The organism is Gordonia sp. UBA7860, assembly GCF_002500165.1.
Lineage (GTDB): Bacteria > Actinomycetota > Actinomycetes > Mycobacteriales > Mycobacteriaceae > Gordonia > Gordonia sputi.
On record NZ_DLSO01000103.1, the window covers coordinates 1 to 21,277 of the forward strand.

Genomic DNA, 21,277 nt, shown 5'->3' on the forward strand with positions numbered 1-21,277 from the left:
TACGCGGGACCGTCACATCAGGGCCGCCCACGCGGGCGTGAAATTCTGCCTGTCAGGCGGGACCTTGGGGAGTGCGGGCGCCGCGCTCTGACGCCGCCTGTGCGCGAACCATCTTGAGCAGATCGATCATCACGTCGATGGTGTCCGGACAAAGGCTGCCCAGGTCGACGCCGGACAGGTGCGTCTCGGTGGTTGCGAGCATCTCGACGTAGTCGCGCTGCCGTTGCACGCGGTCGAGGTCTTCGGAGGGATTCGAGAGGAAATACGTCACGCTGACCTCGAAGGCACTCGCGATCGCCTCGACGGTCTTGAACGACGGCGTGCGCGCCTTGCCCGTGCGCAACTGCGAGATATAGGCGTCGCTCAACGAGTGGCCGCGCTGGTTGGCCTTCTCAGCGATCCGTTTGCCTGTGTACCGTCGACCATCTTCATCGCGAGAATGCTCGAAGAGTTCGGCCAGTTTGGCGGCGAAACTGTCGTCGCCGTCGGGGACCGTGCCCGGGCGAGTGGTCATGTTTCAGAACTCGCTCGACGTGTCGATTGTGATGCCGGCGATCTCGATATCGGTGTCCCCCTGGCGCGGTGTCAGCTACGGAATCGTAATCGTACCCACACACTACGGAGCGACGTCGGGCATCCTCGATGCACGATTCGTCACAGTTCGTCGTTGGGTCTCCGTGTGCGCCGATCGAGATCGCGAAGGAAATCCGCGTCGTCGTCAGGACCGACGGGGCCGTGGGTGCGAGACCCAGGCCGCCTCACCGTCGAGTCTTGGCGTTCCGCCAGTGCGGGCCCGAATGCACGCCACAACAGAAAACCGATCGCGGCCAAGCCGACGATGGCCAATAGAAACGTCATGGCAACCTCCCATCTATCAGGGTACGCGTCCCGATGTGGAAGACCGGTGAGCCCTTACCGGCGAGTACGACTATCCGACGCGACGGTTCAGGAGGGCTACGACGTCCTCCTCGCGGAAACGACGATGGCCGCCCGGCGTACGGATCGACCCGAGGATGCCTGAGCTCGCCCACCGTGCGACGGTCTTGGGGTTCACATTGAACATCGCGGCAACCTGGCCGGGGGTCAGGGTGTGCTGGCTCGCGAGGCCGGGGGTGATGACGGTGGCGATACCAGGGTTGAGTGCGGTCATTGTTCTCCCCTTCGGGTTTCTCTTCCGAAACGCGCGGTGATTGCGCGCTGACACATGAATACACGCAAAACGCCCAGGTACTCGAACCGTCATTACGAGGTAAAGAGAGTCAAAAGGTGCCCGTGACCTGCAAACACCGATTATGCACCCAAGTATCCTGAACATGTGACCGACAAGCAGGAGCCCACCAGAGCGGGTACGCACAAACCAGACAACACAGACATCGCAGGTCAGAGCCACGTGGGCATGGGAACGCTGCTCGTCTCGATCCTCCTCTACACCGTGGCGCGACTGCTGTTGGTTGTGGTTGTGGCCGCGATCATCATGGGAATCGGTGCGCTCGCGGGCGTCACCGTGCCGCTGTTGGTAGCGGCGGTGTTCGGTGTTCTCATCGCACTTCCGTTGGGACTGGTGTTGTTCAAGAAGCTGCGCGTGCGCGTCAATACGCAGATAGCGGCGGTCGACGCAGAGCGCCGCCGTAAACACGACGACCTCCAGACGCGCTTGCGTGGCGCAGATGGCAAATGAGCGCCAAGGCACAGTCCCCAGATCTGGTGACCGCCCGATGAGCGAGATCCTCGACCCGGCGCGAACCGTCGACCACCGCACGGATCGACGCTGGGCCGACAACGCCGTGCGACTGATCGAGGCCGATGCGCGGCGCAGCGCCGATACACATCTGCTTCGCTGCGAACTTCCCGGATGGTCGCGCTGGATCGACGACGGAAGCAACGGTGCCCCGGGCACCGAGGTCGGCGTCGACCTCTATCTGAAGGACGAGAGCACCCATCCCACGGGCTCGCTGAAGCATCGACTGGCCCGCTCACTGTTCCTCTATGCGATCTGCAACGGATGGATCACCGAAGGCACCACGGTGATCGAGGCGTCGTCGGGATCGACGGCTGTCAGCGAGGCGTACTTCGCGCATCTGATCGGCGTGCCGTTCATCGCTGTGATGACGTCGGGAACCTCACCCGCCAAGACCGCACTGATCGAACGCGAGGGTGGCCGATGCCACTTCGTCGAACGCGCGTCGGATGTGTACGACGAGGCGCTGCGGCTCGAGGGCGAACTCGGCGGACATTTCATCGACCAGTTCACGATGGCCGAACGCGCAACCGACTGGCGTGGGAACAACAACATCGCGGAGTCGATCTTCGCGCAGATGGCCACCGAGGATCATCCGGTGCCGACGTGGATCGTGGTGGGCGCGGGGACGGGCGGAACGTCGGCGACGCTCGGCCGCTACCTGCGCTACCGCAGGCATCCCACCTGGCTGGCCGTTGTCGACCCGGAGAACTCGGTGTTCCTGCCCGCCTACGAGACCGGCGACGGATCGCTGCGCTCTGAGACCGGGTCGCGGATCGAGGGGATCGGGCGGCCCCGCGTCGAGCCGTCGTTCGTGTCGCAGGTCATCGACCGCATGATCGGGGTACCCGATGCCGCGTCGATCGCCGCTGCACGCCACCTGTCGGATCGCCTCGGGCGTCGCGTCGGTGCGTCGACGGGAACCAACATGTGGGGCGTCGCGCAGGTGATCTCGGAGATGGTCGCGCAGCGCCGCGCAGGCAGCGTTGTCTCGCTACTGTGCGACTCCGGAGATCGCTACGCCACAACCTATTTCGACGACGACTGGGTCGCGGCGCAGGGCTTCGACCTCGCACCGGCGACCGCGGTTCTCGACGAGTTCTATCGGACGGGGGAGTGGACGTGCTGATCGGGTTCGACGACGGATGCGACGGGCAGGCCGAGTACGTCGAGGCAGGTGCTGTGCATCGCGTCGCGAATTCCGGTGTGGTATCCGGGGTGATCGCCGGTCTCGCTGCTCGTCACCGTGACCTTGATTCGACGCCGGGCCAGTGAGCCGGGGCCGTCGAGTCGAGTGAACTGATCCCGATCGCCCGGTCCGAACACCAAACGAACTGTCGCACCGCTGCGTTGTACGGTATCGACGAATACGTCTGGCATCTGGAAGCCCCGAATCCGGGAGAGAGCCGTGCGCGCCAAGCGTGGCTTCACTCGCGCCGATACCTCGATGAGATCGCGTGCGCAGCGGGCGATCACGCGTTGCCGCTGGCGCTCGGCATTGGCGCGCCAAGCCGTCGTCGATCGCGGTAGGCGCGGAACGGCAACAGCGGGTCGTATATCCCATCGATTGGGATTCACGATCACCGCGACGCTTTTCGCGTCGGGTAGTCGCGACGCGGTAGCCATCGCCGCGTGCGCCGACATCCAACTGCCTGCGCACACACCGACGTGCGCAACCACCTCGGCGTGTGAGAGGTCGACTTCGTCGAGAATCTGGAGACCGTCGCGGACGTAGGGCACGGTGAACAGACCTGCGAAAGTATCCTCCGGTGTGGTCTGTCCGGATTCGCCGACACCTCGACGGTCGAATCGGATCATGCGACCGCCGCGCGCGGCGACATCAAAGGCCAACTCGGCGTAGAAGCGGGTAGGCCCACTGCTGATGTCGTGGCCGATCGGATGGCTGACGAGCACTCGGCCGGCAGTTTCGTGAGATCCGAGAATCGCTGTGTCCCAGATGATCATGCCATCGTCGGTGATGCACAGTCGGGTCTCGACAGGCTGGCCGCCAGGCGAATGGCCGACGACTGCGCCAGGCGACAGCGTCGGTCTGGCGCTCGAGGTCGGATCGATCGTCGTTGTCGCACTGCGCAATCGCGCACTGAGCCACTGGGCCACATCGGTCAGCTCGGCAGGGTAGTCGGTGAGCCACGGGTCGATGGCGTCGATGAACGACGCTTGATCGCCAATCGGCGTGACCGTTCCCCCCGCACGCATCACCGTTGTCGCCAAGGGACTTTCGATGTTGTCGCTGTCGACGAGCACGAGGACATTGCTGCCGCGTGATCCGACGACCGATTCGGGATCGACGGTTAGGCGAGACAGGGTGCGTGCGGCTTGCTTGTGCAGCGAGAGCCCCGCGAGCTGGGTCCGGTCGTCGGGTTCGACGACCGCGTCCTCGGGGCCTTCGGATATCGCCGCGTAGAGCATCTGCTGGGTTCGCACGAACACTCGACCACGTGTCACCGGGTCCCACAGCACGAGCGCCCGTGCGGTGGTGCGGACGCGACCGTTGTTCGAGGCGAGCAGCGCCCCGCTTCGGTGAGCGACGACTGCGGGCGATGAAAAGCCAAGATCATTGAGGTAGTTCATGCACCTCGTGATGCTGGCATCCCAATGCTCGACGGCGTCGGGATCTGTCTGTGATCCCGACGATTCTCCGGTGCCGGAGTAGTCGAACCGCAGTGTTGCGATCCGCTCCGCTGCCAACTTCTCGGCCAACCGCTTGAACCCGCGAGCAGTGTGATTGTGCTCTTTGCCCAGCGGCGGGCAGATCAGGACCGCTCCGCGGACCGACCCGTCGGTGGGAAGGGTCAGTACCGCGAAGAGTGGCACGCCGTCGTCCGTGAGGAACCCCGGCGTCGAAACGACTTCGGTCACTTCTCCAACGCCAGGGCGGCGCGGACGGGTGCTGGCCAGTCGGCGCTGTCGATTCCGTGAATCGCGAACAGTGCCAACGTAATGCGGTCCATGCCGATGCCGACGCACGCGCTGTGTGCAGGCGCGCCGTCTACGGTGGAGATGTCGAAACCGATTCCGAAGTGGTCCTGGTGGTTGTTGCACGACAACAGAGCGGTGCCGTCGTCGAGGTCGCCGTATAGACGCACGACGAGTTCGGTTTTCAGGTTCTCTTCGAGCTGGTTCGACGCGAGCATCTTGCCGGTGCGGCCGAAGAACGGGTCGTTGGCGGGAACATCGTCGGCGAGCAGTTGGAGTTGGACGAAGATCTCGTGAGCCACCCGCGTCCACGTCGCGCGGTGTTGTTTCGCGCCCTCCGGGTCGCCCACGTACACGAACTCCTGCATGCGGAAGGCCTGCATGCGCAGCGGGTCGTCGGACGGCTCGTGGCGGAAGCAGTACCCGTGCACGTTGTAGCGAGATCCGCCTTCCGGCAACGTGTTTGGCAGTGTCGAGTACAACGGATGGCACGCAGCCGAGACAAGCATGGTGCCCGCGGACGAGAGGTGGCCGTCCCACGGCAGGCCTGCCTCTCGGTCGAGAAGCAGGGAACGGTGTTCCGCCGAGCCGCCGGTGAACGTGGAGATTGCTCCGGTCAGCTGGGGGAACGACGCGATGTAGTCGGTCTTCTCGTATGCTTCCCGCGGAAAGATCGGGGGGAACCGGAAGCGCGTGATGTTCTCCTCGCCGTGGGCGTCGACGCCTGCCCGCCACATGAGACGGTCGACACCGTCGAATGCGGCCTCGTACTCGGCGCCACGGCCGTAGAGGCCGTCGAGTCCGGATGGGATCAGATGTCCCGCTGCGATCAGTTGATCACGAAATTGTCGATGGGCGACCGAAAGGTCGGCGATGAGCTGGTCAGTCATGTGAATTACCCCCGTAGTGCGAGGACCAGTTGCGAATTGTTCGCCCGGATCCTGTCGTTGGAGACCATGAGTGCTGGTCCGTATGAGTCGCGAAGCAAACGCCCCATCGAGGCGCGGTGATTCTCGCGGTAACCGTTGATCCCGCAGATAGTCAGTGCGGCCGCGACGATTTCGACAACGGCCGTTGACGCGGTCAGTTTGAGATTGTTCATCGCGACCGAGAATCCGATGGTCGGTTCGAGTTGTCCCGCCGCAAGGAATTCCTCGTATTGGGCGATGCCATCGGAAACCGAACTCTCGAATCGCTGATGGAGTTCTAGTAGGTCAGCGAGCCGTGCTGCCTGCGGCGGCGTCGTGCCGGGTGATTTACGTGCGGCGGCACGAACTTCGACGCGTGCCTTTGCCACTGCGGCGTCGGCCATGCCGAGCCACGCCGAAGCCCATAGCGTGTGCGACGACGGCAGCATGGTGTGCGCCGAGATGATGGAGTAGTCAATGGGAATCACGTGGTGGACGCTGGTGTCCGCAGTGAGGATGAAGCCAGGACTACAGGTGCCGCGGAAGCCGAGCGTGTCCCACTCCGACGTCTTGGTGAGCTCGGTCTCCGCGCGCGGACAGACGACGAGCACCTGGTCGCCGGGCGGACTGTCGCTGTTGCGCCGCGCAGTGGTGCAGATGTAGTCGGCATATTCGCCGTAGGAAATGACCGGCGCATTCTTCTCGAGATGAATACGATCACCGTTTGTATGCACCGCGCACGTCGATGACCGGACATCACCACCCGTGGTTATCTCGGTGGTTGCCGAGGCGAGCAGCGCTTCGGCGCGAGCCACCTCACGCGCCAGGTCGGCCGCAGCGGGTGTCGCGGCGTGGAAGCGAAGCGTCAGTGCCTGCGAATGATGCATGGCGAAGATCATCGCGGTCGAGCTGCAGGCTGCTCCGAGTTGTCTTGTCACTCTTGCGAGTTCACTGATCGAACTTCCGCGTCCGCCGAACTCTACCGGCAGAGATGCCGACAAGAGTCCACTGGAACGCAGTGCGTCGACGGCCTCGTGCGGAAAGCGCCCGTTGCGGTCGACGTCATCGGCGGCGGCGGCAGCAACCTCGACGACTGTCGAAGCGTCCAATGCGCATGAAGAATCCAATTCTCCTGTGGTCAACACATTCCTCCCAAAATGCGATAACGGAGCGGGATTCACAGACTGTAAAATCCCCCCAAATGCACGGACCGTCTTTCCCCCAGTGGTCCATTTTTCAGTGCGCCTGTAGTATACGAGCACGATGTGCCATCTGCAACGCGGGGTTTTGCAGACTAATCATCGGGTGGGGATCATGTACTGCACGGGAGGGAACAATGAACATCAACAAGAGCGACATTCGCGGCGTACTGGACAAGTACGGCAAGCTAACGATTGCGGCAGAAAAGGTGTCGGACGACACTGATTTGTTTACGGTCGGTTTAACATCGCACGCGACAGTAAACGTCATGTTGGGACTCGAGGATCTCTACGACGTCGAGTTTCCCGAGGAGATCCTGAAGAAGTCGACCTTCTCCAGTGTGAACAGCCTTGCCTCGGCGCTGAGCACCCTCGTCGCTGCCGGAGTATGAGCCTGGTTGTCGGCTGTGACCTGGTCGATGTCGCCGATGTGAGCGCCTCGATAGAGGCATTCGGAGACCGATATCTACGGCGCGTTTTCACCGATGCCGAGCTCGCGCGATGCGAAGGGCCGGCGCGCGCACAGCGTCTCGCGGCGCGTTTCGCCGCAAAGGAGTCGGTCATCAAAACACTCATCGACTCCGACGCTGCGACGCCGCTGCACGAGATCGAGGTCGTCATGAACGGTCCTGTGCCCGGCATCCGGCTGACGGGAAGCATGGCCGCCGTCGCCGAAAGCAAGCACTGGCGTGAGCCGTCGCTGTCGCTGTCGCATACATCGACACACGCGATGGCGACGGTCATCGCCAACGTCGGGGTGTGACGAGCCGCACGCGGCGTCGCATACCATCGGTCGTGTGGCGCAATGCGTGGTGCAAGCCGATGACCTGGTCAGGGAGTATCGCCTCGGCGACCAGCGGGTTCGCGCACTCGACGGGGTGAACCTCACGCTCGACGGTGGGCAGTTCGTCTCCATCGTCGGACCGTCGGGGGCGGGCAAGAGCACGCTGCTGCACATCATCGGAGCCCTCGACACTCCGACGTCGGGATCGATCGAGGTCGACGGCGTCGACCTCGCCGGCCTCGACGACAACGCGGCGTCGGCTTTCCGTAGGCATCGTGTCGGATTCGTCTTTCAGTTCTTCAACCTCGTGCCGACGATGTCGGCGTGGGAGAACGTGGCGCTCCCGAGGCTTCTCGACAGTCAGTCGCTGCGACGCGCCAAGCCGCGCGCCGTCGAACTTCTCGACCGCGTCGGACTCGGCAACCGTATCGATCACCGACCGTCGGAGTTGTCGGGCGGACAGATGCAGCGGGTGGCGATCGCACGCTCGCTGATGATGGAGCCGTCGATCCTGCTCGCCGACGAGCCGACCGGCAACCTCGATTCCCACACCGGCGACTCTGTCCTCGAGCTGCTGTCGGAGGTCGCACACGATGCGCCGAATCGCTTGGTGATCATGGTGACTCACGATCCGCACGCTGCCGATGTCGCTGATCGGACGATCGTCGTGCGCGACGGCAGGGTCGCAACCGATGGTGACTGAGCTGTTCGCCGCGCTCACCCGTGTACGCGTCCTGAACCTGCGCGAACTGCGCGATCACCGGCTGCGTGTTGTCACCTCACTCATCGTGGTCGCGGTCTCGTCGGCGCTGTTGATCGCGGTACTCGGCACATACGGGTCGCTCAGCGAATCGATCCGCGACTTCGACGCCGCTATCAACGGCACGGCACAGCTCGAGGTCGCGTCGATCGCAGACTCGGGAATCGACGAGTCGGTCGCGGGTGACATCCGTGCGCAGGTCCCCGACGCCAAGTCGGTGGTTCCTGTCATCCGTGGTACCGCGGTGGTCGGTGACAGACGAATTGCTCTGGTCGGATCGGACTTTCGAGCGCGCGCTCTTGCCGGCGGTGTTCAGGAGGCAGCAGCAACCGGGCTGAGCCCTGGCGACCTCGACGACGGCGTCATCGTCGGTTCGGGTACGGGTTTGTCTCTGGGTCAACGACTCTCGGTCAACGGAGTCGACGTTCGGGTGGTGCGGGTCGTCGACGCTGCGGGACTCAACAACGGCGACTTCATGTTCGCCTATCTCGGCCTGGCCCAGCAGCTCACCGGGCTGAGCGGCAAGGTGTCGTCGATTCTCGTCGTCGCAGCGCCTGGCGTCGACGTAGGCGCGCTCGGCGACGAGGTGCGTCGCGTTGTCGATGGGCGTGCGGTGGTGGTGGATCCGGGGTTCCGCGCGAAACAGGCTGAGATCGCGGGGTCGGTGACCCGTGATTCGACGCTGCTCGTGTCTCTGATCTCCCTTGTGATCGCCGCGTTCCTCGTGTTCAACACGATGAACATGGCTGTGGCGTCGCGCAGGGCGTCGTTGGCGATGGTCCGCGCGTTGGGCGCCAAGCGATCTCACCTGGTCTCTGACCTACTCACCGAGTCGGCGGTCTTCGGGTTTGTCGGAGGCTTGATCGGTGTGCCGATCGGGATTCTCGCCGGCCGCTGGGCCATTTCGCGGGTGCCGACGACGAAACGGGATTCGGTCGCGATTGTCGTCGACTATCACCTGCCGTCCTATGCGCCGGTCGTCGCGGTCGTCGCGTGTGTGCTGGCGTGTGTTGCCGCGACCTCTCTTGCTGCGCGATCGGTGTTCGCGGTGTCGCCGGTCGAGGCGATGGTGTCGGGTCAGGTCGCCGATGCCGGACGGCAGCGCGGACAGCTGACCGTGCTGGCAGCGGTTGCCGGTGTGGCTCTGCTCGTCGGGTCGTGGTTCATCGCCGTCGGCGTTCCGGGCCGCCCGGCCATCGTCGCAGGCGCGGTGTATGCCGTTGGGGCGTTGCTTGTCTGCTTCGCGCTCACCCGACCACTTGTGCGGCTCGTCGTGTCGGTTGCGAGGCGATTCGGCGGTCCGGGACAACTCGCTGCCGTCAACACCGAACGCGCACCGCGACGTGCCTGGGCGACCCTGATGACCGTTGCGGTCGCGATCGCGGTGGGAATGGGCACGTCGGGCGCACTCGACAATCTGGTTGCGTCGATTTCGCATTCGCTCGACGGGCTGGGTGACCCCGACTTCTACATCTCCTCGACGTCGCGTGACGAAATCCCCTCGGGCGCAGCGTTACCCGGTGCTATTGCCGACGAGGTACGGGCGGTACCGGGAGTCTCGCGGGTGGTCGGGGCGCAGTGGGCCAACGTGAACGTCGGCGAGGCCAGGATTCTCGTCCAGGGACTCGAACCGGGATCGACGGCACCGTTTACCAAAAAGACGACGCCGCAGGCGCTTTCCGACGTGCTCGACGGTCGGGGCATCATCTTGTCGAGCGTGCTCGCCCGGTCTCTCGACGCCGACATCGGTTCGACGCTGCGCTTGGCGACGCCGACCGGATATCACGCCCTCGTCGTCCGCGACATCGTCGACTATGTCTCCATCGATTCCGGTGCCGCCGCAATGTCGAATTCGCTTCTCGCGCAGTGGTTCAATCGGACCGGCGACACATACCTGCAGATCGACGTCGAGCCGAGTGCCGACCGCACTGCCGTGCAAGAGCAGTTGCAGCGCATCGTCGACTCACATCCGTTGCCGCGGTCGGGAACCGCGTACCTCTATACGGGCGAGCAGGCGTTGGCGGCCACCCAGCAGCAGGCGCAACAGGCGGGTGCTTTCACGGTCGCGATCCAGTGGATCGTGTCCGCGGCAGCGGCGATCGCGTTGCTCAACACACTGTTGCTGTCGGTACTCGAACGTCGTCGTGAACTCGGTGTGCTGCGTGCGATGGGAGCGTCACGTCGATTCATCTCCCGCATGGTGGTTGCCGAGGCCGGCGCGATAGCGGTGGTCGGTACGGTCACCGGACTCGTGATGGGTACGGGCCTGCACTTCTTGGCCGACAAGATCCTGTCAGCTACGACGTCGCTGGAGGTCACCTACTCACCGCGGCCGTCGACGCTGCTGTTCGTCGCCGTGTCGATCGTGTTGTGCCTGGTAGGGGCGTTTGTTCCAGCGGCCCGCGCCGCTCGGATGAACATCACCGTGGCGATCGCCGAGGAGTAGCGTCGACATTGCGTGTCAATTAATGTTGACATTCCCGTGGTGTCAACATAACCTGACACCATGCACGACGAACCAACGACACCAGAGCAAGATCTGGCCGGAGCCGCCGCGAGCGACGACCCGGCCATCGGCCTCGCCGCTGTCCGCGCATTGCGGACCCTGGCTGACCGGCTCGAGGAAGTACAGGTTGCGAACGCTCGATCCAAGGGCTGGAGCTGGCAGGCGATTGCAGAGATTCTGCAGATCAGCCGCCAGGCCGTGCACCAGAAGCATTCACAACGTGAGGCCTGAGAGGGCCGAAAGGAGAACCATCATGTTTGGTCGATTCAGTCGAGACGACAAGATGATGCTGGCATTTGCCACGCAAGAAGCCGCCGACCTGGGACATCCCCAGCTCGGCAACGACCACCTCATCCTTGGCATGCTGTGCAACGCGCGTTCGCCGTTGTTCGGGCTGCTCGGTGAGCAGGGTCTGAAGCTCGACGCGGCGCGTGACGTCGTGCGGGCATACCACGAAGAGAACGACGCCGACGACGAGAAGGCCGCTGAGCAGAGCGCCGCCGACCGCTACGAGGAGGATCGCGAGGCTCTCAAGAGCATCGGGATCGACCTCGACAAGGTGCGCGCCGCCGTGCGCGACCGCTTCGGAGACGACCTCTCCGAAGGCTGGGCCGAACGACCCGAGCGTGGCCGCGGTCCGCGTGGTCGCGATTGCGGTCCGCGAGGCGGGGGTCCCCGTGGTCGAGGCCGTGGACACGGTCATGGTCACGGTCATGGCAGGGGCCGCGGTCGGGGCTTCGGCCCTGGCTTCGACCCGCGCGAGGGCTTCGACCCGCGTCGCGGAGGGCCCGGGGGGTTCCCGGGTGGTCCGTTTGGCGGTGGCCCCTTCGGGCCCGAGGGGCCGTTCGGTGCCGAGTTCGGTCCCGGTCAGTTCGACGGCGAGTCCGACGGTCGGGGCCCCTGGGAGCCCGGTCGCGGACGGCGGGGTCCCCGCGGTCGCGGTGGCCGGCCACGCTTCGCGGCGGAGACGCGCGACGCCTTCCGGGCCGCGGTCGAGATCGCGCGTGAGCGAAACGATCAGCTCCGCGCCGAGTATCTACTCCTGGGCATCCTGGAGTGCAACGACCCGGCGTCGCGCGCCGTCGTCGAATCTGCCACGAGCGCAGAGGATCTCAAGGCCGCCGTGCTGGCGAGCCTGCCGGAGGTCGACGCAGAGGTCTGATCTCTCGGGCCGCAGCGAGCGCAGAAAGTTACACCTCAGGGGTGGTTCACCTGTACCGGTACAGGTGAACCACCCCTGACTCGTAGGTTTCTGCGCAGTCCCGCGACCCTGTGGAGAGATTTTCCGCGCGTGCCCGAATCGGGTGCACACTGTGTCGCCATGGACGACTTCGGTGTGCACCCGGTGGCATCCCTGCTCCGCGACGGAATGTCGCCGAGAGATGTTCGACGCGCCGTCGAGGAGGGCCAACTTCAGCGACTGCGCCACGGCTGGATGGCCGCCGATGGGGCCGATCCGCTGGTCGTCGAGGCGGTCCGCGCGGGCGGCTGCCTTACGTGCGTGGCGGCGCTCAAGCTGCACGGGTTCTGGATTCCGCCGCGCGTCAAGGCATTACACGTACGAGGGACGGCCTCGGCGCATCGTCGACATGCTCGACGATTCTGCCGCCAGTACGGCGGACACATGAGGGTCGACGCCGCCGTCGACGAGCCGGTGACCGCCTTGCGCCACGCACTGCGATGCCTCACCGACGAGCAGACGATCGTCGTCACCGACTCGATGCTGCACCGCCGATACCGTTACGACGCAGGCACGCTCGAAGCTGCGGCCACACTCACATGCAGTTCCGGCGGCGCGGGCAAGTCCGGCGGTGCGAACACACTCGTCGGCGAGTCCGACGGCGCGGGCGCGCTGTCGGGCAAGTCCGGCGGCGACGACGAGATGGAGTCCGGCCTCATCGTGCCCACCGTCGAGGAGATCCACTCGGCGTTCGACGGAGCGCCGAAGTCGGTGAGGCGACTCCTCGACGAGTGCGACCCCAAGGCCGCGTCGGGCATCGAGTCGATCACGCGGGTTCGTATCCGCCGCAAGGGTGTACGCCTCACGACGCAGGCGCACATTCCGGGCGTCGGGCATGTCGACATGCTGATCGGCGACAGGCTCGTCGTCGAGGTCGACGGTTACGCGTTCCACTCCGAGAAGGAGAACTTCCAAGAGGACCGTCGTCGAAACCAGGTGCAGGCCGCGGGCAACTACGTGTACATGCCGTTCACCTACGACGATGTCATCGACCGGTGGCCCCACGTCGAGGCGACGATCATGGGCGCCGTCCACAACGGGGTGCACCTCAATCCGCGACGGCGCTCGACGACGATCCTCACGTCCGATGAGTTCTTCGAACAGATCAGCTCGCGCAGATAGTTACCACTCTGGGGCGCCTCGCCTGTACCGGTACATGCGCACCGCCCGTGGGCTGTAGTTTTCTGCGCCCCGGCCCGCGCTATCCGACAGTCCGCGCCCGACGCGCCCGCTACCCGACCGCCAGCCCCACGGCCGTGAGTACAGCCCACGCGAGCATGGCCATGCCCGTGGCGCCGAGCGACGGAATGAGCCCCGGGCCGACGGCTCCGGCGCGGACCGCTTGGTATGCCTTCCACAGCAGGGGAGCGGCGAGCAGTCCGAGCAAGGTCCACGGGGTGGCCGCGACGAGCACCACGCTCATCACGAGCGGGACCAGCAGCAGCACGCCGTAGAAGCGTCGGGTTGCGGCGTCGCCCATGCGCACGGCCAGGGTGTTCTTGCCCGACTCACGGTCGGTGGGGATGTCGCGCAGGTTGTTGACCACGAGCACCGCCGTCGAGAGAGAGCCGACCCCGACAGCGCACGCCAGTCCCACCCAGTCGACGGTCCCGACGGTGACGTACTCGGTGCCCAGCACGGCGACGAGCCCGAAGAAGACGAACACCGCGACCTCGCCGAGTCCGATGTAGCCGTACGGCTTCGACCCCCCGGTGTAGAACCACGCCCCGGCGATACAGATCGCCCCGACGATCACGAGCCACCACGCTGTCGTCGCGGCGAGTACCAGACCGCACACGGCCCCGATCCCGAAGCAGAGGAACGCCGCGCGCTTGACCGATTCGGGGGATGCGGCGCCCGAACCGACGAGCCGCATCGGGCCGACGCGTTCGTCGTCGGTGCCGCGGATGCCGTCGGAGTAGTCGTTGGAGAAGTTGACGCCGATGATGAACGCGATCGCGACGACCGCTGCCAGAGCCGCCTTCCACCAGTTCACACCGCCGATGTGCAGGCCTGCGCCGACACCGGCGATGACGGGTGCGATCGCGTTGGGGAGTGTGCGGGGTCGCGCCCCGGCGATCCACTGCTTTGGGGTTGCCACCCTAGAACCCTAGTACCGACGGTGAGCTCGGCCGCGGGGCGCCACCGGCCACGCGCTCGACCACGGTGAACTCCTCACGGTAACCACTCGTCACAACGCACCTGTCGCAGCAGCACAGTCGGCTACTGGCTCGACAACCCGAACGCGGTGAGCACGGCCTTGGTTGCCTGGTCGGACGGGAACGCGCCGTGGACGTCGATGACCTGGATGCCCTCGGCGTCCATCGCGGCGGCGTACCCGGCGCCCTGATCCGACGATGCGCCGTCGACGCTCTGCTTGATCGCGGCGATCTTTGCCTTCGGATACTTCTTGGTGAGCTGGTCGATCAGCGGCTGGACCTGCGCGGCGAGCGGTGTGCCCTGATCGGGTGTGCTCGCGTAGTTGAGCAGGATGAGGTCGGGTGTGACCTCGGGACGGATCAGCTTCGCGAGGTTCTCCTGCGCATACGAGGGGCCCTTACCCGCGGTGCTTCCGTTCCAGTAACCGATCGGGCCGTTGGCGCCCTCGCCGAGGCCTGTCATAGGTCCGTACGCCTCGGTGGAGGTGTTCCAGTACTTGGTGGCGACCGGACGGTCGAGCGCCTTGCTTATGGCGGAGCCGAGCGTCGGCGCCCAGCCCTGCTCGTCGGCACCCGTTGCATCACCAAGCAGCACAAGGGTTTTGGGCGTCTTGGGCGACGACTTGGCGCTGTCCATGAACGCGACCGTCGCCGGGGTCGCAGTCGGTGCGGTGCTCGATGGCGCGGTATTCGACTGGGCAGCATCCGTTTGGGTACCGCTCGACGCAGTCGAACTGACGCCGCTTGTGCGGTTCCCCGACACCACAAGTCCGACCACCAGTACGACAACACAGATGATCATGACCACCCAGGCCCAGACCGGTGCGGAAGCCCAGATTCGCTTCAGCAGACTTCCCATGCGATTACTCACTCCATCTTCTCGCCCATGCCCCGAAGGGTCACAATAGCGGCCTATCGCTCAACAGTCGCTCTGGACGTGCAAACCACGCATGCGCGCCCCAATCCACTCGCCGAGAATGGGTCCAGGATCAAACGAGTGTCCGAATCCTTCGCGACGATCCCGCACCACCGGATCTCCGACGCTGCAGGCGCGCGTAAGTGCGGCTTCGGTCACCTGCACAGGGTTGATCTCGTCGGCGCTGCCGTATATCGCGAGAATGGGCACGTCTGTTCGCGTGGACGGTAACGCGAAGCGCTGCAGAGTGTTTCGAAGCTGCGCAGTAGCCCCCGACGAGTCCCGCGCTGCCGCGGAGCCCAACGCCTCCGCGTCGGGGCTGTGCGACTGTGCGGCCAGAGCGCTGCGACCGGTTGCACAAGACATCCTGGCGTCGACATCGTGCTTCGAGAGTCCCGGTAGATACGTGTCGGGGTCGATGCGCGAATCCGCCCGCGATGCCCCGACGACGATCAGGGGGTAGAGGAATCGCTGGGCGGTGTTGAGCGTGCCGGCGGCCGCGGCGTCGGCGTATCCGCTCATGTCCAGAACAGGAGACATCGCGACGGCTCCGACGAGCTCGCCTTTCTGCGTTGAGTTTCCGTACCCTCCGTACTGCTCGGCCGTCGCCCACGCCGCTGCGCCTCCCTGCGACGGGCCGACGACGACCCACCTCGCGCCGATCGTCGGCTCGACCGAGCGCGCAGCGCGCACACCGTCGATCACGTTGTATGCCGCGGTGCGCGGCTCGAGGTAGGGGTGCGCCGGGGCGTCGACGCGGGTGCTCAGCCCCTGGTAGTCGGTGGTCACCACGGCGTATCCGGCGCGGACGAACGAGCCGATCACCGAGACCTCGCCGAACATGTCCGGATGATCCGACGGCCCGCAGTCGCGGGCGAGTCCTGTGGTGCCGTGCGCGTAGGCGATCAGCGGCCAGCCTCCTGCGGGCCACGAGCCACCCGGCACGAACACCGCTCCGGTGACCGCGGTCTGTGAGTCGTCGACTCCAGACGTCGACGTGTAGTTCAGTCGGGTGACACGGGTGTGCGGCGGCAGCGCAACAGCCCACGAGTCGAGGCCGGGAGACGTCGCGAGCACGTCACCGCGTGCATGTGTGGTCTTTGTCACTGACGGAGATGATGTGTCGTTTCCGCAGGCCGTAGCCACGCACAGCGTGACCACGCACGCGTACGCGACGACCAACGCTTTTCTCACACGGAGAATCTAGCGGGTCGCGCGAACACGGTGCTGTCTGCTTGCGCGGGGGTGCCTCGTCCACGATTCTGTTCCGCGTGGGAGTGCACATCAGCACACGGGATGGTGCCGTGCCGGAGGCGCGCGGTGGTGCCGTGCCGGAGGCGCGCGGTGGTGCCGTGCCGGAGGCGCCAGGCGGTGTGCTGTCGGGACGTCGCCGAGACGGCACGCCGCCGACGCCGTCGCGCGATCCGCGGGTGGTGACCGCCCCGGAGGACGGCGAGGTATACGCCTACCTCGGACCGCAGATGCGGTGGGTGCAGCTGGTCCTGATCGCGGCGTTCGTGCTTGCCGGTGCGTCGCTGTTCGTGTTCGCGGCGGCGCATCCGCTGCTCTGGCCCGCGTTCGTGGTCCTTGCCTTCAACACCGCGAGCGTGATCTTCGCGGCGTGCACCGGGATGACCCGACGTCGAGTGCACTGGCGCAGCCATCAGGCACTCGCAGCGACCTGGCGGCCGGCCGACGGCCGCTACGCGCGCATCGACGTTTTCCTGCCCACGTGCGGTGAGAGCCTCGCCATTCTCCGCAACACCTACCGCAACGTCTCGAAACTCACCTGGGGTGGCCGTATCAAGTTCTATGTTCTCGACGACGCCGCGCGCCAAGGCGTCGAATTCCTTGCCGATGAGTACGGCTTCGAGTACATCGTTCGCCCCAACAGGGGTGAGCTGAGGAAAGCGGGCAACCTCCGGTACGCGTTCGAGATCAGCTCGGGGCATCACATCGTGATCTTCGACGCCGATTTTTGTCCGCGGCCAGACTTCCTCTGGCATCTCCTGCCCTACCTCGACGATCCGCAGGTCGGCGTCGTGCAGAGCCCGCAGACCTTTGCCACCGCCGAGTCGATGAACTGGATTCAGCGGACCGCTGGCGCAACGCAGGAGTTCTTCTACCGCTGGGTCCAGCCCTCGCGGGACGGCTTCGGCGCAGCAACGTGTGTGGGTACGTCGGCGGTGTATCGACGAGCGGCGCTCGACGCCGTCGGGGGTTTCGCGGCAATCGAGCACAGCGAGGACCTGCATACGGGTCGTCATTTGCAGCAGGCGGGTTTTGGCATCAGGTATGTGCCGGTGGTGCTCTCACGCGGACTGTGTCCGGCTGATCTCGCCGGATTCCTCAATCAGCAGTACCGCTGGTGCATGGGATCGCTGTCGCGCCTTCCCGCTCCTGCGCTCGCGACCCCGCCGGTCCGCCCGACGTTGCGGCAGCGGATCGCAACCCTCGCCGGGGTGTTCTATTACCTGACAACTGCGATGAATGTCTTCATGCTGTTCATCCCCGCGATCGTGATGGTCGCGTTCTATCCGGCAGACGTGCATCCGGCCCAACTCGTGCCGTTCCTGTTGGGGCTGTGGGTCTATGTGGTGTTGTTCCCGCTGGTGTCGAGGAGTAGGTGGCGATTCGAGGTCTTGCGCGTCCAGATGGCGTACAGCTTTGCCCACACCGTTGCCATCTGGTACAAGCTCATCGGCCGTGAGAAGGGGTGGGTACCGACAAGCGTTGTGGGCAAGACGAATTCGCTCGCGCGGTCGATCAGCATGCTCGGCGTCGTCGCGCTCGGCGGTTCGCTCGCGCTGTTCTGGGTCCTCGTGGTGCGCGACGTAATGGAGTACGGGCTGTGGAGCTTCTTCATGCTCGTAGGTTTCGTTCTTGCTTACACGTACCTGGCGATACCCCTGCTCTCGGAGTTCATCAAGATCCTCATCACGCCACGGACTGCCGCGGTCACCGTCGCAAAGAGCACTGCCGTCGCCGACGCCGAGGAGCAGTCGGCATGAGCGCACCCGGGGACGACCGTGAGATGCGGGGTCGTCCGGCGATCACCGAACGCCGACCGACAGCAGCCAATTGGAACCGCATCACCGTGTTCGAGGTGGTCGGCTACACGCTTGCGATTGTTTTCGTCGCCGCGCTGGCGCTCGGGCTCTTCGACATCATGCTTCCGTGGTCGACGTGAGCCTGACCGCACTCCTGGCGCCGATCAAGCCGGCGCCGACGACGCACCGACAGTTCTTCGGCGACATCGCGGGGTTGCGCGGTATCGCGGTTCTCGTCGTGGTGGCGTTTCACTCGCGCGTGCCGTTCGTCCCCGGAGGATTTGTCGGGGTCGACATCTTCTTCGTCATCTCCGGATTTCTGATCACTCGACAACTCGTCAACGAGGTCGAGCGGAACAAGACGTTGTCGTTCAAGGGTTTCTACGCTCGACGGTGCCGCCGCATCATCCCTGCGGCGTCGTTGGTGATCGTCGTGTCACTCGTCGCGGCGATCATCACCATGCCGTTGTTGAAGGTGTTCAAACAGTCGCTCGATCTGCTCGCGGCCGCCGCGAATGTAGCGAACTGGCACTTCATCGCCCAGAACGCCGACTACCTCTCTGGTGCCATCGACGGCAGTCTCGCCACGCATTTCTGGTCGCTGTCCATCGAGGAGCAGATCTACCTGGTCTGGCCGCTCGTCATCATGGCCGCCGCCGTCGCGGTGCTGAGAACCTCACTGGGCAGGCGTGTGTCACGCAGGTGCGTTTCGGGCTGGCGCGTTCCGGTACGGGTGTCGATCGGTGTGGTGATTGCAGTGATCACCGCGATCTCGCTCGTCTGGTGTGTGCGTGCGACGGCCACCGACCCCGCGTACGCGTACATGGCGACCCAGACCCGTGTGTGGCAGTTCGGCGTCGGCGCACTGATCGCGATCGGTTCGCCATGGCTCGCCGGGCCATTTACCGGTGAGTCCGCTCGTCCGGGTACTGAGGCTCCCGGCCCGATTCTCGCCGGCCCGAGCTTCGCCGGCCCGAGCTTCGCCTCTGTCGGTCGAGCTCGTCGAGACCTCTGGGTGCGCATCGTCGCAGGTGTGCTGGGGTGGGCCGGTCTTGCGGGGATCGTCGCGTCGTGCCTGCTCATCGATTCGCGCACGCCGTATCCCGGCACCGCTGCGCTGTTGCCGACGCTGTCGGCAGGACTCGTCATCGTCGCGGGTCAGCTCGCGGGGGCGGGTCTGCCGCTCGTCGGAGTTCTCCTTGCCAGTGCGCCACTGCGATTCCTCGGGCGCGTGTCGTACTCGTGGTATCTCTGGCACTGGCCCGTGCTCGTCGTGTTCGAGGCACAGACCAGCATCCGATCATGGCCGGTGCTGGTGGCCGTTTCAGTGGGGTCGCTCGCCATTGCGACGTTGTCGACGCTGTACTTCGAGGAACCGATCATCGCCAATGCCGAGCTCCGCCGCAACGCGTCGGCGTCGATCTCTGTCGGGCTCACCGGGCTGGTCGTCGCGCTGTCGGTGTCGCTGACAACCGGGGTGCTCGTGGTGAAGGCGGCGAGCCGCGACACCGTCGCGCAGGCATCCTTGAGTTACGACGCTGTCTTCGGCGCGCAACGCTCGGCGATGAGTGGACCGGTGACGCCCAATCCCTTTCAGGCGTACGACGACAAGCCGTCACCGTCGGAGTGTCTCGTTCCCGTCGGACAGCAGCAGCCGACCAGATCGTGCGTGTTCGGCCATCAGGGAGGAATTCCCGTTGTGCTCTTCGGTGACAGCCACGCCGAGCAGTGGGCCGAGTCCATCCGGAGTATCGGTGACTCACACGGCTGGCTGATACATCAGTTCACCAAGGCTGCGTGCCCGGCTCAAGATCTGACTCCTCGCCCGCGCCAACAGGATCCGTTCAACAAGCAGGACTGTATCGATTGGCGTTCGTCTTCCCTGGACCAGATCGACGAACTCCGTCCGAAGATCATCATCGTCTCGTCGCTGTCGACCTACGTTCCCGATTACGCGTCGTCGCAGCAAGCGTGGGACCGAACGCTAGCCCGACTCCGCGCGACCGGCGCACGCCTTGTGTACATCGAGGACACCCCGTATCCAGGGTTCCAGATCGCCGACTGCATGTCGGGTGCGTCGGACAACTGGCACAGGTGCGATTTCGGGCTCGACGGCTTCACCCGCATCGAGCCGATACTCGACGCCCAGGCGCGCGGCCAGGACTCCGACATCACCTCGATCGGAGTCAATGACCTGCTGTGCGAGGGCAATACGTGTTTCCCCGCGCGCAACAAGATCATGTTCTACCGCGACGATTCGCATCTCACCAACACTGCCGCAACGGTTCTCCAGCCCGCGCTCGTCAGCAGACTCGACGCGCAGCGATTCGACTACACCGCGCGCTAGAGGCCTGGCGGCACTGGGCGCTAGGTGCGCTGCAGTTTTGCAGTGGACTCACGAAAAGCGTTGAGACTCTGCGGCGTCGAGTTGAATCGCCAGTCACGTTCCTTGTCGGTCTGGAACCACAGTGCTGCCTCGAGGCGATCGGTGGCTTCGACGATGCCGAAGAATCGTCGTATCCAGTCGGCCTTTGCGTCGGGTGTCGCGCCGTCGGCGCTCGCCACCTCGGTGACGAGGATCGGGTGGTCAGAATCGAGGCGAGCGAGGGCGCTCAGGCTGTCGGCGAACAGTTCCTCGGGCCACTGCCATCGATGTCCTGCGCCGTCGCCCCAGTTGTATCCGTCGAGTCCGAGGTAGTCGACGTGGTCGTGGCCGGGGAATGCGGCCGTGAAATCGGTTGTCCCCGTAGTGAGTACGTTGGGAGTCCAGACGAAGCGAACGTTGTCGGCGTGCGCGTCGTCGAAGATCGAGTGCATGCGCAGCCAGGCCGCGAGGTACTGGTCTGCGGTATTGCCGCTGACGCCGATCGACCACGGGTACCAGGTGCCGTTCATCTCCTGCGCGAAGCGCAACAGGACCGGTTTACCCCAAGAGCTCAGGCTCGACGCCCATTTGCGAAGCTCGCCGTCGAAGACTCCTGAGGCGATGCGTGCCAACGAGAACAGCGGCTGCACAGTGCCGCCGACCGGGTTCCATGGCTCGAGGGTCAGTAGCGGAACCGCGCCCGACGCCGCGATGG

Annotated in this window: 22 protein-coding genes; 12 read left to right on the forward strand and 10 right to left on the reverse strand. The window is 65.0% G+C overall.

Annotation, left to right across the window (positions count from 1 at the left end; all coding sequences use genetic code 11):
• Nucleotides 1-52 precede the first annotated feature (52 nt).
• The 3 genes from B3T59_RS12975 to B3T59_RS12985 form a co-directional block, all read right to left on the reverse strand.
• Nucleotides 53-514, reverse strand: coding sequence for an XRE family transcriptional regulator (locus B3T59_RS12975; RefSeq protein WP_287003691.1), 462 nt, complete (start codon nt 512-514; stop codon nt 53-55).
• Between the two features lie 140 nt (nt 515-654).
• A complete protein-coding gene (locus B3T59_RS12980; protein ID WP_251723355.1) occupies nt 655-858 on the reverse strand; it encodes a hypothetical protein in 204 nt (67 codons plus the stop codon).
• A gap of 70 nt (nt 859-928) precedes the next feature.
• Nucleotides 929-1,150 (reverse strand): BldC family transcriptional regulator, encoded by a 222-nt coding sequence (locus B3T59_RS12985; RefSeq protein WP_005208496.1) that lies wholly within the window; start codon nt 1,148-1,150, stop codon nt 929-931.
• Between the two features lie 165 nt (nt 1,151-1,315).
• Between B3T59_RS12985 and B3T59_RS12990 the strand changes: the two genes are divergently transcribed.
• Both B3T59_RS12990 and B3T59_RS12995 read left to right on the forward strand, forming a co-directional pair.
• A complete protein-coding gene (locus B3T59_RS12990) occupies nt 1,316-1,678 on the forward strand; it encodes a DUF4229 domain-containing protein (protein ID WP_372495560.1) in 363 nt (120 codons plus the stop codon).
• Nucleotides 1,679-1,715: 37 nt separating this feature from the next.
• Entirely contained in the window at nt 1,716-2,867 is a 1,152-nt protein-coding gene (locus tag B3T59_RS12995) for a PLP-dependent cysteine synthase family protein (protein WP_251723354.1), read from the forward strand.
• Here the strand turns inward: B3T59_RS12995 and B3T59_RS13000 are convergent.
• Genes B3T59_RS13000 through B3T59_RS13010 form a run of 3 tightly spaced genes read right to left on the reverse strand, consistent with a single transcriptional unit; the run spans nt 2,840 to nt 6,692 of the window.
• A complete protein-coding gene (locus B3T59_RS13000) occupies nt 2,840-4,618 on the reverse strand; it encodes a hypothetical protein (RefSeq protein ID WP_287003697.1) in 1,779 nt (592 codons plus the stop codon). The two genes, B3T59_RS12995 and B3T59_RS13000, sit on opposite strands and share 28 nt — an antisense overlap.
• Nucleotides 4,615-5,565: an amino acid--[acyl-carrier-protein] ligase gene (locus tag B3T59_RS13005; RefSeq protein ID WP_287003699.1), complete on the reverse strand. Its 951-nt coding sequence runs from the start codon at nt 5,563-5,565 to the stop codon at nt 4,615-4,617. Before B3T59_RS13005 ends, B3T59_RS13000 begins: the two co-directional genes overlap by 4 nt.
• A 5-nt stretch (nt 5,566-5,570) precedes the next feature.
• Entirely contained in the window at nt 5,571-6,692 is a 1,122-nt protein-coding gene (locus B3T59_RS13010; RefSeq protein ID WP_287003700.1) for an acyl-CoA dehydrogenase family protein, read from the reverse strand.
• Nucleotides 6,693-6,919: 227 nt separating this feature from the next.
• Here B3T59_RS13010 and B3T59_RS13015 point away from each other — a divergent pair, with 227 nt between their 5' ends.
• The 7 genes from B3T59_RS13015 (at nt 6,920) to B3T59_RS13045 (ending at nt 13,194) form a co-directional block, all read left to right on the forward strand.
• A complete protein-coding gene (locus tag B3T59_RS13015; protein WP_251723350.1) occupies nt 6,920-7,174 on the forward strand; it encodes an acyl carrier protein in 255 nt (84 codons plus the stop codon).
• A complete protein-coding gene (locus B3T59_RS13020; RefSeq protein WP_287003701.1) occupies nt 7,171-7,545 on the forward strand; it encodes a holo-ACP synthase in 375 nt (124 codons plus the stop codon). Before B3T59_RS13015 ends, B3T59_RS13020 begins: the two co-directional genes overlap by 4 nt.
• A 34-nt stretch (nt 7,546-7,579) precedes the next feature.
• A complete protein-coding gene (locus B3T59_RS13025) occupies nt 7,580-8,269 on the forward strand; it encodes an ABC transporter ATP-binding protein (RefSeq protein ID WP_251723348.1) in 690 nt (229 codons plus the stop codon).
• A complete protein-coding gene (locus B3T59_RS13030) occupies nt 8,259-10,772 on the forward strand; it encodes an ABC transporter permease (RefSeq protein ID WP_287003704.1) in 2,514 nt (837 codons plus the stop codon). The genes B3T59_RS13025 and B3T59_RS13030 overlap by 11 nt, the downstream gene beginning before the upstream one ends.
• 60 nt (nt 10,773-10,832) lie before the next feature.
• Nucleotides 10,833-11,063 (forward strand): hypothetical protein, encoded by a 231-nt coding sequence (locus B3T59_RS13035; RefSeq protein ID WP_005208515.1) that lies wholly within the window; start codon nt 10,833-10,835, stop codon nt 11,061-11,063.
• A gap of 22 nt (nt 11,064-11,085) precedes the next feature.
• The gene (locus tag B3T59_RS13040) at nt 11,086-11,994 is read left to right on the forward strand and encodes a Clp protease N-terminal domain-containing protein (protein WP_287003707.1); all 909 of its coding nucleotides are present in this window, start codon (nt 11,086-11,088) and stop codon (nt 11,992-11,994) included.
• Between the two features lie 159 nt (nt 11,995-12,153).
• A complete protein-coding gene (locus B3T59_RS13045; protein ID WP_287003709.1) occupies nt 12,154-13,194 on the forward strand; it encodes a type IV toxin-antitoxin system AbiEi family antitoxin domain-containing protein in 1,041 nt (346 codons plus the stop codon).
• Nucleotides 13,195-13,303: 109 nt separating this feature from the next.
• On the opposite strand, the gene B3T59_RS13050 is transcribed toward B3T59_RS13045, so the two are convergent.
• The 3 genes from B3T59_RS13050 to B3T59_RS13060 all read right to left on the reverse strand — a co-directional run bounded on the left by B3T59_RS13050 (nt 13,304) and on the right by B3T59_RS13060 (nt 16,254).
• The gene (locus B3T59_RS13050; RefSeq protein ID WP_287003711.1) at nt 13,304-14,173 is read right to left on the reverse strand and encodes a 1,4-dihydroxy-2-naphthoate polyprenyltransferase; all 870 of its coding nucleotides are present in this window, start codon (nt 14,171-14,173) and stop codon (nt 13,304-13,306) included.
• Between the two features lie 122 nt (nt 14,174-14,295).
• The gene (locus tag B3T59_RS13055) at nt 14,296-15,090 is read right to left on the reverse strand and encodes an SGNH/GDSL hydrolase family protein (protein ID WP_287003713.1); all 795 of its coding nucleotides are present in this window, start codon (nt 15,088-15,090) and stop codon (nt 14,296-14,298) included.
• A gap of 60 nt (nt 15,091-15,150) precedes the next feature.
• Nucleotides 15,151-16,254 carry a lipase family protein gene (locus B3T59_RS13060; RefSeq protein WP_287003715.1) on the reverse strand — a complete coding sequence of 368 codons (1,104 nt, stop codon included), beginning with the start codon at nt 16,252-16,254 and terminating at the stop codon, nt 15,151-15,153.
• Nucleotides 16,255-16,628: 374 nt separating this feature from the next.
• On the opposite strand from B3T59_RS13060, the gene B3T59_RS13065 reads away from it, so the two are divergent.
• From B3T59_RS13065 to B3T59_RS13075, 3 genes are read left to right on the forward strand one after another with little or no spacing between them, the layout of a single operon-like run.
• Nucleotides 16,629-18,158, forward strand: coding sequence for a glycosyltransferase family 2 protein (locus B3T59_RS13065; RefSeq protein WP_287003721.1), 1,530 nt, complete (start codon nt 16,629-16,631; stop codon nt 18,156-18,158).
• Nucleotides 18,155-18,337, forward strand: a complete 183-nt coding sequence (locus B3T59_RS13070; protein WP_251723341.1) for a cellulose synthase (UDP-forming), glycosyl transferase family 2 — start codon at nt 18,155-18,157, stop codon at nt 18,335-18,337. The genes B3T59_RS13065 and B3T59_RS13070 overlap by 4 nt, the downstream gene beginning before the upstream one ends.
• The gene (locus B3T59_RS13075; protein WP_287003723.1) at nt 18,334-20,544 is read left to right on the forward strand and encodes an acyltransferase family protein; all 2,211 of its coding nucleotides are present in this window, start codon (nt 18,334-18,336) and stop codon (nt 20,542-20,544) included. The genes B3T59_RS13070 and B3T59_RS13075 overlap by 4 nt, the downstream gene beginning before the upstream one ends.
• Before the next feature lie 20 nt (nt 20,545-20,564).
• On the opposite strand, the gene B3T59_RS13080 is transcribed toward B3T59_RS13075, so the two are convergent.
• A complete protein-coding gene (locus B3T59_RS13080) occupies nt 20,565-21,275 on the reverse strand; it encodes a glycoside hydrolase family 26 protein (RefSeq protein ID WP_414652097.1) in 711 nt (236 codons plus the stop codon).
• Nucleotides 21,276-21,277 lie beyond the last annotated feature (2 nt).